General features: G+C 42.3%; 11 protein-coding genes. 2 read left to right on the plus strand and 9 right to left on the minus strand.

What is annotated here, in order from left to right; translation table 11 throughout:
* Window positions 1–42: 42 nt before the first annotated feature.
* The 7 genes from CSUNSWCD_RS05075 to CSUNSWCD_RS05105 all read right to left on the minus strand — a co-directional run bounded on the left by CSUNSWCD_RS05075 (window position 43) and on the right by CSUNSWCD_RS05105 (window position 7,365).
* Window positions 43–1,506 carry a P-loop ATPase, Sll1717 family gene (locus CSUNSWCD_RS05075; protein WP_009494756.1) on the minus strand — a complete coding sequence of 488 codons (1,464 nt, stop codon included), beginning with the start codon at window positions 1,504–1,506 and terminating at the stop codon, window positions 43–45.
* A gap of 11 nt (window positions 1,507–1,517) precedes the next feature.
* The gene (gene thyX, locus CSUNSWCD_RS05080) at window positions 1,518–2,138 is read right to left on the minus strand and encodes an FAD-dependent thymidylate synthase (protein ID WP_009494757.1); all 621 of its coding nucleotides are present in this window, start codon (window positions 2,136–2,138) and stop codon (window positions 1,518–1,520) included.
* A gap of 135 nt (window positions 2,139–2,273) precedes the next feature.
* On the minus strand, window positions 2,274–2,537 hold the full coding sequence (locus CSUNSWCD_RS05085; RefSeq protein WP_009494758.1) for a Txe/YoeB family addiction module toxin: 264 nt from the start codon (window positions 2,535–2,537) through the stop codon (window positions 2,274–2,276).
* The gene (locus CSUNSWCD_RS05090) at window positions 2,530–2,778 is read right to left on the minus strand and encodes a type II toxin-antitoxin system RelB/DinJ family antitoxin (protein WP_009494759.1); all 249 of its coding nucleotides are present in this window, start codon (window positions 2,776–2,778) and stop codon (window positions 2,530–2,532) included. The genes CSUNSWCD_RS05085 and CSUNSWCD_RS05090 overlap by 8 nt, the downstream gene beginning before the upstream one ends.
* Before the next feature lie 111 nt (window positions 2,779–2,889).
* Entirely contained in the window at window positions 2,890–5,259 is a 2,370-nt protein-coding gene (gene flgE / locus CSUNSWCD_RS05095) for a flagellar hook protein FlgE (protein WP_009494760.1), read from the minus strand.
* Window positions 5,260–5,544: 285 nt separating this feature from the next.
* Window positions 5,545–6,885, minus strand: a complete 1,341-nt coding sequence (locus CSUNSWCD_RS05100; protein ID WP_009494761.1) for a Na+/H+ antiporter family protein — start codon at window positions 6,883–6,885, stop codon at window positions 5,545–5,547.
* Window positions 6,886–6,969: 84 nt separating this feature from the next.
* A complete protein-coding gene (locus tag CSUNSWCD_RS05105; protein ID WP_009494763.1) occupies window positions 6,970–7,365 on the minus strand; it encodes a hypothetical protein in 396 nt (131 codons plus the stop codon).
* Window positions 7,366–7,477: 112 nt separating this feature from the next.
* Between CSUNSWCD_RS05105 and CSUNSWCD_RS05110 the strand changes: the two genes are divergently transcribed.
* On the plus strand, window positions 7,478–8,296 hold the full coding sequence (locus CSUNSWCD_RS05110) for a CsgG/HfaB family protein (RefSeq protein ID WP_009494764.1): 819 nt from the start codon (window positions 7,478–7,480) through the stop codon (window positions 8,294–8,296).
* 268 nt (window positions 8,297–8,564) lie between these two features.
* Here CSUNSWCD_RS05110 and CSUNSWCD_RS05115 read toward each other — a convergent pair whose 3' ends face one another.
* Together CSUNSWCD_RS05115 and CSUNSWCD_RS05120 are read right to left on the minus strand one after the other, a co-directional pair.
* Window positions 8,565–9,602, minus strand: a complete 1,038-nt coding sequence (locus CSUNSWCD_RS05115; RefSeq protein ID WP_009494767.1) for a hypothetical protein — start codon at window positions 9,600–9,602, stop codon at window positions 8,565–8,567.
* A gap of 8 nt (window positions 9,603–9,610) precedes the next feature.
* The gene (locus tag CSUNSWCD_RS05120; protein ID WP_009494768.1) at window positions 9,611–11,062 is read right to left on the minus strand and encodes an MBOAT family O-acyltransferase; all 1,452 of its coding nucleotides are present in this window, start codon (window positions 11,060–11,062) and stop codon (window positions 9,611–9,613) included.
* Between the two features lie 108 nt (window positions 11,063–11,170).
* On the opposite strand from CSUNSWCD_RS05120, the gene ilvD reads away from it, so the two are divergent.
* A complete protein-coding gene (gene ilvD, locus CSUNSWCD_RS05125; RefSeq protein WP_009494769.1) occupies window positions 11,171–12,844 on the plus strand; it encodes a dihydroxy-acid dehydratase in 1,674 nt (557 codons plus the stop codon).
* Window positions 12,845–12,865: the final 21 nt, after the last annotated feature.

A 12,865-nucleotide genomic window follows, 5' to 3' on the forward strand; every position in this document is an offset into this window, starting at 1 on the left:
ATAATTTTTAGATAGTTATATTCTTTATCTAAACTATACATATTAGCTATCATATTCTACGAGGGTATCAAATATATTCAAAATATTATCTGGTTGTAGTGCCCATCTGTAAGATGGATGTATTTCCCAATCAAAGCCAAAATCTGTATGTGTATTTGCCAAAAACCTATTTTCTTCGAAATACTTTCTTATTATTTTTCCATCAGATTCTTTTTTTCTAGCGGTTAAAAAGTTAATTTTATACATAAATATGCAAAGATCTTTTTCTGTTGCTTCTTTTCCATTAGCAAAAATAAATTTAGGCATATTGTTAATTATATTTTTAACTTTTTTATTTAAATTTGCATCTGTAAACTGATATGCTTCACCCGAATTCTTTTCATATTTTGTAGGTTTCATATTTAGAAGCAATCTTTCAATAGTAGGTAATTCAGATTTAAATTCATTAATGGTATCTTGAAGTCTACCTTGTGAATATAGTTCAAATATTTTGTTTAATTCCTCTGTCCCAATTTTATTGTGGTTATTTCTTTTCGCTTCTTTTGCAGATAGCCAACAAAGTTTAATAAGATCACGTGGTCGTTTTCTTATTAAAGACATAAGTAATTTGTATATTGGTATATTGGACCACTTTCCGTGTCCGTGAAATCTATCTTCAAATACATAGCTAAGTATATTATTGGAAATTTCAGTTTGTTCTAATTTTAATAACTCTCTTTCTTCAACATTACCACCAAAATACGTAACAATTCTTTTAGCAAGTAATGCCAAGATACCATGATTATCCCAGGTAACCCACACTACATTACTCTCAACTTTATCAGTAGACTCATCATTTGTTCTATATAAATAATAAACATCTGTACGAAGGCTTATTTTAAAATTTATAGATCTATTGGTATTGGAAATATCTCTAATAGCATTTAGCATAGCTGAAATTCTTTTTATATCATCCCTTTTACCTTCCCAACCACGATCTAAATCATCTATAAAAATAATTATTTTTTTATCACTTAAAAAATGTTGAGCAATTGCATTTTTTTCTTGACTAATATTAATTTTTAAATTTTTTAAACAATCCACCAAAGTGTCTATTATGCTAGATTTTAAATTTTTTATTGGTTTCCCAAAAGTACTAATTTTATCAATGGCTTTATTTATGATGATTTTTGTGAGCTCATCTTTCCATATTTTTACTAATTTATTATGACCATCATCTTTTGATTCGTTTATACCTTCAATATCATCTGGTGTTAGCATTATAGTTAGTATATTATCTTTTTCAAATTCTTGTCGCATCACTTGAAAAATAGCTGATTTTCCAATTCCTTTATGTCCAACAGCTATACGAAGTGGTAAATTCGCTTTTATTTCTTCGTATATATCTGCCTTAAAGTAATATTCTATCAATCTTTCTGGCTTTTCATCCTCTGCAGCTTCACTTCCGAATAATGCCGCTATTTCTTCATCATTAAATTTTAATTCCTTTTTTTTCATATTGTACATTTTTTACTCCTTTATTTTATATCTATACATTTTTCAAAGATAAATTTATGCTCCTGAGGCAGCGACTCGTAAAGCTTTAGCGAGAGGTTTCTGATCTCCCAAAGCGCTGATTTTGAGCTGCGTAGCGAGAGGAAATTTTGCAAACTGCGCGCGTTTACGCTCCACGTGAGCTCGGTTTTGTAGCACTCGGGTAAGCAGTACTTGACGATGTCGAGGCTTTTTGTGGTGTTTGCGAGGATCTCGCGCAGATTTTCCAGCGCTTTGATGCTTGCGTTATCGACCGTTTCGTCACCCGTTAATACAATAAATCTCGCCGCCCGCTCAAAGTCGCCAAGCTCAAATTTAGCCTCTTTTTTTAGCTCTTTTAGCGTGTAGCGCGTTGATTTGACGCTGAGGCTCGCCACGCGGTGACGGGCTAGTTCTTGTAGCAGGGCGCGCGAGATGCCTTGGATGTAGAAGTTGTAGGAAAGGTGCTCGAGCGTGCTGGCGTGTTTAAATTTATTGCCGACGCGCTCGATGAGCTCGACATCTTTTTCACCGCCATTGTCGCCTTTTTCAAAGCTTTGCCAACACGTACGGATCGCGTGCGAGCAGATATTTAGCGGAGTATAATTTAGAAGCGTTACTTGCATTTTTGACTCTTTTAGTTAAATTTAGCGGTAAATTTAGCTAAAAATTGATAAAAATTTGATTTTAAACTTGTATTCTAGTTTTTACCGACAGTACGGTAAAATTTACAAATTTAGTTCTAAATAATGTCAATACAATTATTTATCTCTATAATGAGAGCCGCACTGAATGATTTTAATAATGTCGTTTTCTATTTTGTAGACTATCCTGTTTGCACCGTCTATGCGTCTACTATGATACTCACTTAGATTACCCGTTAGCCTTTCTGGTTTACCAATGCCTTCATAGCCGTTTCTATCGATATCTTTTATGAGCTCTAAAATTCTTTTTAAGACTTTTTTATCATTTTGTTGCCAGTAAATAAATTCGTCCCAAGCATCGTCCGACCAAGCCTTAATCATTCAAAACCTCATGAATTTGACCGCCCGTAGTTTTCATTTGCTCCGCATTTTTTTCGAGCCTTTTTAAATTTTCTTGCGAAAAAAATGGGTCGGCCTTAAGCTCAAACGGTATACCTCGATGCATTATAATTTGTTTATAAAATGCATTCGTAGCCGAACTAAGAGTGAGACCGATATCAGCTAAAATTTGCTCGACAGCTTTTTTATCGTTATCGTTTACGCGAATATTTACGCTTGCCATTTTATATCCTTTTTGATTTGCATTGTATCATTTTGTATTTACTATGTAAAGGATTATTGTATTTTTTAGATAGAATAAGACGCTAAAATTTAGCGTCTTATTTGGGTTATTTTATTTTAATTGAAGCAGCGTGTTTAGCATTTCGTCGCTAGTCGTGATCGTCTTTGAGTTAGCTTGGAAGCCACGCTGTACGACGATGAGCTGAGTTAGCGAGCGAGATAGATCGACGTTGCTCATCTCAAGGCTCGAGGCTGAGATCTTACCGCGTCCGGCAGTTTGAGCCGCGCCGATGATCGGATCGCCCGAGTTTGCCGTGCGCGAGAAGAGGTTTCCGCCTTCGCCGGCTAAGCCTTGATTGTTTGCAAATTTAGCAACGCCCACTTGCGCTAGTCCTAGGCTTCGGCCGTTCGTAAATGATCCCACGAGCGTTCCGCTTTGATCTATCCTGATACCGTTTAGCTCGCCGCTAGCGTAGCCGTCTTGGCTGATGTCTGCGGTGCTTGAGTTGTTATCGGTGCTCGTTAGTCCGTCCGTGGTCTGCGTAGTGCCGAATTTTAGTTCGATGTGCTGGCCTATAGCTGAGCCGTTTTGTGCGCCGAAGGTAATGCTAGCCGGGCTATATGTCGCTAGCGAGCCGTCCGGGTTAAATCTCACGTAACCAGTGATCACGTTTGCAGGTTCGCCATCTTGATTTATTCGGTTCGGTTCGGCTACTTGGATAACCATCGTCCACTCGGTTCCGCCGTTTTCTGTGTAGCCGCGTTTTACGAAGTCCATTTTTATATTATGCTTCGTACCTAAGCTATCGTAAAGATCGGTGCTTGAGCTATGAGCCGCCATATTCAAACCATCGGTAACTCTTGCAGAGTCGCCAGAGCTTAATGATCCTGAAATAGGCGCCATAGATGCGGTAAATTTGACGTTTTCGGTTACGTTATTGGCGGCATTTGTTAAGCCCGTAACTGTCAGGTTCATATTATGGTCATCCATAAAAGTATCTGCTGTAGGAGTATCATCATTGTCATTTGATGCATCTCCTCTAGGGTTTCTTATCTGAAATTGCCCATGTTCATTAACGGTTACTTCGACACCGTCGTTTTTATTACCTGTTTTTTCTGACGGACCAGGGGTTCCAGTAGAAGCTAAAGAGTTTGTAAAAGTGGTTTCATTAGGGGTAGATCCAGTATTTCCTACAACTGTACCATTATAATTCGTCCACAATCTTGCGTCTTTTTGCATAGCTTCACGTAGATCCTCGGTAGTTGTTACTTGTCTAGCTACTGCATCATCGTATTTATGTACTGCACTTACGCGAGTTTTATTGTATGTATATTGATATGCCGTTATTATATTAGTATCAGCAAAAGTTTTATCCGGGTCGGTGCCAGTATGTGAAGTAATTGTATTTCCTGCATTTAAGACCATTTTTATATTTTTAGTATTTGCTGTGGTGCCTAAATTATTTCTATTCGTAAGTACTAGTTTATTTCCATTTGAAACACTAGCTTCTACTCCAGTTTTACTATATCGTTCGTTTATTACAGATGCTAGCTGACTAATGTTTTTAATATCATTAGCTACTATAGTCTCTCCATTTAGGGTTATGTTAAGAATTTTTGCTGGACTGATGTCTCCAGTATTGCTTGCACCGACATCTAAAAGTTGAGTTTTAGCATCGGCGTAGCTAGCCCATATGCCTTGACCTGTTCTTAAATTATACGCATCGCCGGCATTATTAAATAAAACGCCAAGATCGGCTCCGCGCTCCGTCATCCTCTGTTCACCGTTTCTATTTACGTAGAATCTATCCGAACCTATATTATTTTCATCATGTTGCTCGGTTGCTACGTCATTTACGCCGTTATTATTTAAATCAACGAAACCGTGGTGTTGATCAAGTCGGTAGATAGGTATCTTTTTATTTCCTACGTCGTTACCGCTGTCTAAGTTTCCTTTTAGCGCGATGTTTGTCGTAGCGCGCGCAGGCACGGTTAGGCCGACTGGGATCTTTATATCGCCGATAGGTCTAGTAGGATCGATCTCTCCCGTTTCCTCGTCTCTCATCCAGCCTTGTACGATGTTGCCGCCGTTATCGACGAAGTTACCTTCGCTATCTCTTGAAAAGTCGCCGTTTCTGGTGTAGTAGGTGGTTTTGCCGCCGTCCGAGCTCACCATGAAAAATCCGTCGCCCTGAAGCGCGATATCGGTTTGTTTGTCGGTGGTTTGCAGCGAGCCTTGCTTAAAAATCCTCGTAGTGGAGTTTATCTGCGTGCCTAGGCCAACTTCCATGTTATTTACGCCGCCGTGTTGATTTTGCGGTGCGGTGGCGATACGCGAAGTTTGGTAGATAAGGTCGTCGAAATTTGCGCGGTTGTATTTGTAGCCGACGGTGTTTACGTTAGCGATGTTGTTACCCTCAACATCCATAGCGATCTGGTGAGCTTGCAGTCCCGTAACGCCCGACCAAAGTGATCTCATCATAGCTTTATCCTTTTTGAAAAGTGAATTTTAAGATGACTTAAGCAAAAGACGTTCCAAATTTAAATTTGATTTTAGTTTAGTCTTCGCGAAGGTAGTAGCGAAAAAGAGTATATGAGTTAAATTTGTAAATTTACTTCAAATTTAAGCAGAAAAAGTTAAGGCGAAGTATCGCGAGATGGATTTAAGGGTTGCGACGTAAAAATTTAGCGAAGATAAGACATGTAGTCTATCGAGCTAAATTTTTACTAGCTCCGTTAAAGACGCTCGCGAGACAAGCCGCCAAATTTAGAGAATCATCGCGCCTATTACACCGCCGATTAGTAGCGGTATATTAAAGAAGATGAAAGTCGGCACGCACGTATCGTAAATATGATTGTGCTGGCCGTCGGCATTTAGACCGCTCGTAGGCCCTAGCGTGCTGTCGCTAGCTGGACTGCCCGCATCGCCCAGAGCCGCCGCGATACCAACTAGCAAGATGATAGCCGCCGGAGAAAATCCCAGCGAAAGCGAAAACGGCACGTAGATCGCCGCGATGATCGGTATCGTGCCAAAGCTCGTGCCGATACCCATAGTAACGAGCAAGCCGATAGCCAGCATCAGTATTGCGCCGCCTATTTTGCCGCCGGCGACTGCACTAGCAAAGCTCACTAACTGCTCGATACCGCCGCTCTCGCGCAAAACCGAGCCAAAGCCCGCGGCAACGAGCATGATAAATGCGATAAAGCCCATCATCGCTAGACCGCTGTCCATGATTTTGTCGATTTTTCGGTACTCGATACCGCCAAAAACCACCATAACGAGCAGGCCGATAAGCGCGCCAAGAGGCATACTCTCGGTATAAATTTGCACTCCAAACGCCGCAACCGCACCGCCTAGAACCGCCCACTCTTTTTTCGTCATTTTTAGGCTTGCGGCCAACTGCGCCTCTTGCTCTTCGCTCGTTTCAAATTTGGTGTGCGCGTAGTCGCGTTTTTTGCGGTAAAAGACGAAAACGGCTAAAAGCAAGCCCACTAGCATAGAAAGGCCACCGATCCACATTACGCTTGAGATCTCGCTCATCTGCACCTCTACGCCGTTGTTTGCGAGCTCTTTTTTGATGATACCGTGAAAAATAAGTCCAAAACCAACGCTAAGGCTCACGTACGGCGCCTCTAGTCCGAAAGTTAGCGCGCACGCGACGGCTCGGCGGTCGATGCCTAGGCGGTTCATCAGCGGCAAAAGCGGCGGGATAAGAATCGGGATAAAAGCGATGTGAACCGGGATCAAATTTTGCGAAAAGCACGCAATCGCGGCGATTATCAGAGCAAAATAGGTGCTAGTTTTTGCTAGAGCCTTGCTAACGGCGTTTATGAGGATCGCGGTTAGGTTTGTGTTGGCTATCGCGGCTGCGAGAGCGCCGAGCAGGATATAGCTGAGCGAGGTTTCTAGGTTGCCTTTCATACCCGTTATCAGCGTCGATGTGGTAGCCGTTAGCGCGTCGAAAAACGCCCCTACGCCGGCAAATCCGCCGTGATAGATGAGACCCGCGACTAGGGCGGAGACGAGGATGGAAAGCAGGATATTAAACCTTAACAAACAAAGCACAGTCATCACGAGGATACTGATTACGACGGGGTTGGTTAGCATTATTTTCCTTTTTGTAAATCAAATTCTTAAATCAAATTTCACCGCCGATCAAATTTGACGACTAGCGGCGAACGGGCGTCAAATTTATCTAACGCGGATGCCTACTTGCGGGCGAGGCGAATAGTAATAATCGTCGCGTCTGTCGCGGTATCCGTCATCGTATCCGTCGTCATAGCCTCTCTCGTAGCTTCGGTCGTCCGATTTGCTCGAGCCGCCTTTTTTTATGTTATTGTTTTTTATGTATTGATCGACTAGTTTATCGCGATAGTCTCTGCCTCGGTCGGTTTGTTTGTAGCCGCCGTACGGAGGGTCCATATATATCACTACGTCGTCGTCGTATCTATCTCGGTGGCGGCGTTTTTTGTATTTGTAGCTGTTGTCCGGGATGACTATTAAAGATTCGTTTGAATAACGGTCGTAAGCGTTTGCCAAATTTAAACAAAACGCTGTAAAAAGAGCGATTAAAACAAGTTTTTTCATGTCAAATCCTTTCTGGTTATTTCTAAATCATTTTATAACATCAAATTTAAAATAAAGTAAATTTTTAGCGCAAATATATTACAATTTTGTAAATTTCCCCAAGGAGTTTTCAATGAAAAAATCGTTTTTTAACGCATCGAAGATTGCGGCTTTGGCTCTGCCTTTTCTTTTGACGGGTTGCATGTCGTCGATGAGTATGGGCTCACCTGAGGCTAAAACGACGGCCACTGGCTCAGCTGCGGGCTCAAACGTGCAAAATGCAAACCCCGGACTAACCAGATGTACCGAGTCTATGGGTACGGTTACGATTTATGAGGATAGAAACAGCGACTGGTACTCCGTCGTAACCGGGCAGTACAAGCTAACATCTACTATCCCGGTTCTTAGGCTCCTAGCTCAGCAGTCAAACTGCTTCGTCGTCGTCGAGCGCAGCAAAGCGTTTAACCAAATGCTAGAAGAGCGCGCGTTGATGGAGTCGGGCGAGCTTAGAAAGAACTCGAATTTCAAAAAAGGTCAGATGGTTGCCGCGGACTACACTTTAACTCCTACGATAACATTTAGCGAGAGCAACACTAGCGGTCTAGGCGGTGTCGTAGGCGCATTTTTCGGCTCAGTCGCAGGTGCTGTAGCCGGCGGGTTTAGCACAAGCGACGTAAGTACTGTTCTAACGCTAATCGAAAACCGATCGGGCGTACAGTTAGCGGCAGCCGAGGGAAGCGCTAGAAATACGGACTTTGCAGGACTTGGGGGCTTATTTGGTAGTAAGGTAGGCGGAGGACTTGGGGCCTACGCTAATACGCCTGAAGGTAAGGTTATAGTAGCAGCCTTCACCGACTCGATGAATAACCTAATAGAAGCCGTCAGAAACTACAAAATGCAAACCGTAAAAGGCGGTTTGGGCGCGGGCGGCGCGATGAAAGTAGCGGATTAATTTTATCTTCGTTAGGCTAGAGTGACCAGAATCGCTCTAGCCTTTTATAAGCACAAAGCAATCTCTGCATTGCGCTTAAATTTGAGCTTTCGGGCTCAAATTTGCATATTTTTCTACGTCAAATTTCGATTTCCTATTTAAAAAGACCTGCGTTAAATTTACTTCAAATTCTAGTTCGAAAAATTATAGCGGTGAGTAAAATTTACTCAAATTTGACTTAGTTAGAAAGCAAAAGTCCAAATTTAGGCTCGGTAATAAATATTAAATTTTACTTCGCGTGTAGCTCTTTTGCGTATTTTGACTTTTCGAGATTTTCGATTAGCTTTTGCGTGCGCATATCTCTGGCCTCGGGCACTAGATGAAACCACGTATCGTGCAGAAATTTACGCGGAAAATAGCTATCTTTATAATCGCCGATCATCTCAAAGCCGTTATCTTCGATGAGTTTTTTTACGTCTTTTAGAAATTTTTGATTATCCGCGGCGTGCGGGTAGTTTAGATCGTAGCAGTCGTCGCCTGCGACAGCCGGGTAGGTAAAGATAAATTTGATCCCTTTTTCGCGCTCAAGTTTTTTCATAAAATTTAAATTTTCTTTGAAAATATCGCTTATACCGATTTTGCCGCCTGAAAAATCAGTAAAAAATATGTATTTTTGGCACGGCATCTGTGTGTCTTTGGCTTCTTCTACTTTGCCGGTGTATTTATAATCGCCGCGTTCGCCGTTTCTAAAATCCGGCGAAAAATCGTGCACGGCTTGAGGCTTGCGGTTGATAAAGTTATCGAAATTTATCTCAAACGCCGCTATTTCTTTATAGTCTCTTATTGCCGCGTTTATAAATGCTTGAAACGGGATTTGCGATATAGTTTTTAGCTTTTCAAAAAACGGTAAATAGTCGTAAAAATGGTGAATCTCAAAAAAAAGTCCGTAGTAATAAGTATCGGGCGGAACATCGTTGATGTAGTACCTGTACTCCAAAGGCAGGATAAAAATATCTCCTTTATGCGCTAGTTTGGCCGCTCGGTAGAGTCTGTGGCGTAGCGGATAACCGCCGTGATCGGCTAAATTTATAACCAGCTTGCCAAAGTGCTTTTCAAGCATCTGGGAGTTGATACCGTGATAGGAGTTTGAGCCGCTTTCGACGATGATACGGTTTTGTTCGGTCGTGTTTGAGATGAGGTAGTTTTTATACGCGTAGTGATGAGCCGACGAAACCCTGATGAGAAACATCGCAAACGCCATATAAAACGCGATCATAACCAGAGTCAAAATAGGAAGCGTCAAAAGAAAAATTTTATATTTTTTCAAATTTAATCCTAAAAGTTAAAGTACAAAAACGGCGACTCCTGCGCGCCGGAGTTAATCGCAAAAACCAAAGCAAGCAAAAATGCCGTAAAGAGTGCGGTAAGAAAGCCAAATTTTGCTCTAGCGGCCATTTCGTTCGAGTTTCGCCCAAAAATCGTAACCAAAAGCGTAATACCCATAATAGCGCAAAACGTACCCATGGCTATTTGCGGTGTTTCCATAAAATTTATTTGATTGTATCCCAGAGAGTTGCTTATGTACTCTAAGTAGTTAAAATTTATCTTAACCGAGCTAAAATCAAACATGCCTTTTAGCACTTTCATCGCGCTATCTAGGTCTCTGGCGCGGAAAAATATCCAAGTGATATTTATAAAATTAAACGTTATAAACCAAGCTAAAAATTTATTCATCGGGCGAAAATGCGCGCCGTAAAATCTACAAATCATCATCGCAAACCCGTGTAGCGCGCCCCAGATGATAAACATCCAACCCGCTCCGTGCCAAAGTCCGCCTAGCAAAAATACCGCAAAAACGTTGGCGTAAGTGCGGTATTCGCCTCTGCGGTTGCCGCCTAGTGGGATATAGATGTAGTCGCGTAAAAATCTCGAAAGCGTCATATGCCATCTGTGCCAAAAGTCTTGGATATTTAGCGCTTTGTAGGGAGAGTTGAAATTTAACGGTAGGATAATGTTAAACATATATGAAATGCCGATCGCCATATCGGTGTAACCGCTAAAATCGAAATATAGCTGTAAAGTGTAGCTAAGGCTCGTGATCCATGCCTCGCTCATGCTAAGAGTCGTATACACGTCAAAACCATGAAGGGCAAATCTAGCGAAAAAATCTGCCACTACGACTTTTTTAAAAAGCCCGATCGAAAATAAAAAAAGTCCGATGCTTAAATTTTTATAGTTTATGCACTTTAAACGTAAATTTGCAAACTGCGGCATCATCTCGGCGTGGTGGATGATAGGACCGGCTAAAAGATGCGGAAAATACGTCACGAAAAGAGCGTAGCGAAGGAAGCTGGGCTCTTTTACTTTTTCGTGATAACAGTCTACTAGAAACGCTATTTGCGTAAATGTAAAAAAGCTGATGCCAAGAGGTAAAATAACGTGGTGAAGCGGTACGTCGGCGCCGAAAATTCCGTTAAAATTTTCTATCAGAAAGTCGGTGTATTTGTAGTAGGCCAGTAGGGCTAAATTTGCCGCGACGCCTGCCCACAAAATAAGCTTTTTGCGAGATGGGTGAGCGCAGAGCAGATGACCGACGTAGAAGTTAAACGTAATCGAACCTAAAATAAGCGGGATATAAATAAAATTCCAATATCCATAAAAAAATAGCGAAGCGACCGTGAGCCAAAAGATACTGAGTTGAACGAATTTGAGCTTATTTAAAACAAAATAAACTCCAAAAGTAATCGGTAAGAAAAAAACTATAAACGCAAATGAGTTAAAAAGCATTTTTACCCTTATTTTAAAAGAGTTTAAATATACTCAAATTTGATTTAAATTAAGCTTTTTAAAGCTAAATTCGATAAAATCGCCTAAATTCCATTAAAAGGATCAAATTTGAGAAGCGATATAATCAAAAAAGGCTACACAAGAGCCCCACACCGCTCACTTTTACGTGCGACTGGGTTAAAAGACGAGGACTTTACCAAGCCATTTATCGGCGTTGCTAACAGCTTTATAGAGATTATCCCTGGGCACTTTTTCTTAAACAAATACGCTCAAATTTTAAAAGATGAAATTCGCAAAAATGGCTGTGTGCCGTTTGAATTTAACTGCATAGGCGTGGATGATGGCATCGCGATGGGGCACTCTGGGATGCTATATAGCTTGCCAAGCCGCGAGATCATCGCAAACTCTATAGAGACCGTAATGAACGCGCACGCACTTGACGCGCTTGTTTGTATGCCAAACTGTGACAAGATCGTCCCTGGCATGGTTATGGGCGCTTTAAGGGTCAATGTCCCGACCATTTTTGTAAGCGGTGGTCCGATGAAAAAAGGCCACACAAAGGACGGCAGGCCGATAGATCTTGCGACTGCGTTTGAGGCGGTTGGCAAATTTGAGACCAAAGAGATAGACGAAGCCGAGCTAAGAGATATCGAGTGCAATGCATGTCCGAGTGGGGGCAGCTGTAGCGGTATGTTTACGGCAAACTCTATGAACACACTTTGTGAGGCGATGGGTATAGCGCTTTCTGGCAACGGTACTATCCTAGCACTTACCCCAGAGCGCGAGGAGCTCATCAGGCAGGCTGCTCGCAGGATCTGTCAGATCGCCCTTGATGAGAAATTTAAGATAAGAAACATACTAAATGGAAAGGCGATCCGCAACGCACTTGTCGTTGATATGGCGATGGGTGGCAGCAGCAACACCGTCCTTCACATGCTAGCTATCTCAAGAGAGGCTGGGGTAAATTTAGACATAAAAGAGCTAAATAAGATCAGTCAAAACATCGCCCATATCGCTAAGATCAGCCCGAGCTTGCCAAACGTACACATGGAGGATATCGGCAGGGCTGGTGGCATGAATGCGGTGATAAAAGAAATTTCACGCAGAGATAACGGCATGCTAAGCTTAGACAACCTAACAGTTAGCGGCGAAACTTTGGGCGAGCGCGTACAGGCTAGTGACATCAAAGACGAAAGCGTCATCCACAAGGTGGAAAATGCCTATTCGCAGGTTGGCGGACTTGCCATTTTGTTTGGAAATTTAGCCGAGCAAGGCTGTGTCATCAAGACGGCTGGCATCGTTGGCGAGCGTAAATTTAGCGGTAAAGCGGTCTGCTTTAACTCACAAGATGAAGCCATAGCTGGCATCTCAAGCGGTAAAGTCGATAAAGGCGACGTAGTCGTCATCCGCTACGAAGGCCCACGCGGAGGCCCTGGCATGCAAGAGATGCTAAGCCCTACTTCACTCATCATGGGGCGTGGCCTTGGCGCAGACGTAGCGCTCATCACAGATGGTCGCTTTAGTGGGGCGACAAGAGGTCTAAGTATCGGCCACGTAAGCCCAGAAGCTGCTGAAGGCGGCATGATAGGCCTGCTACAAGATGGCGACATCATCGATATAGACGTCGATAAATACGAGATAAACGTTCGCCTAAGCGATGAGGAGATCGCCGAGCGCAGGGCTAAATTTAAACCAGTAGATAAGGCACTAACCTCTCGCTGGCTAAGGCAGTATCAAAAGCTAGTCACAAACGCAAGCAATGGAGCGATATTAGAGGTGTAAATAACTAAAGAGCTTTTGCTC

Origin of the sequence: Campylobacter showae CSUNSWCD (assembly GCF_000313615.1) — a bacterium.
GTDB lineage: Bacteria > Campylobacterota > Campylobacteria > Campylobacterales > Campylobacteraceae > Campylobacter_A > Campylobacter_A showae_A.

Excerpts from the sequence above, each read along its gene's own strand:
- CSUNSWCD_RS05075 (WP_009494756.1), bottom strand. The coding sequence starts at position 1,506 with ATGTACAATATGAAAAAAAAGGAATTAAAATTTAATGATGAAGAAATA.
- thyX (WP_009494757.1), bottom strand. The coding sequence starts at position 2,138 with ATGCAAGTAACGCTTCTAAATTATACTCCGCTAAATATCTGCTCGCAC.
- CSUNSWCD_RS05085 (WP_009494758.1), bottom strand. The coding sequence starts at position 2,537 with ATGATTAAGGCTTGGTCGGACGATGCTTGGGACGAATTTATTTACTGG.
- CSUNSWCD_RS05090 (WP_009494759.1), bottom strand. The coding sequence starts at position 2,778 with ATGGCAAGCGTAAATATTCGCGTAAACGATAACGATAAAAAAGCTGTC.
- flgE (WP_009494760.1), bottom strand. The coding sequence starts at position 5,259 with ATGATGAGATCACTTTGGTCGGGCGTTACGGGACTGCAAGCTCACCAG.
- CSUNSWCD_RS05100 (WP_009494761.1), bottom strand. The coding sequence starts at position 6,885 with ATGCTAACCAACCCCGTCGTAATCAGTATCCTCGTGATGACTGTGCTT.
- CSUNSWCD_RS05105 (WP_009494763.1), bottom strand. The coding sequence starts at position 7,365 with ATGAAAAAACTTGTTTTAATCGCTCTTTTTACAGCGTTTTGTTTAAAT.
- CSUNSWCD_RS05110 (WP_009494764.1), top strand. The coding sequence starts at position 7,478 with ATGAAAAAATCGTTTTTTAACGCATCGAAGATTGCGGCTTTGGCTCTG.
- CSUNSWCD_RS05120 (WP_009494768.1), bottom strand. The coding sequence starts at position 11,062 with ATGCTTTTTAACTCATTTGCGTTTATAGTTTTTTTCTTACCGATTACT.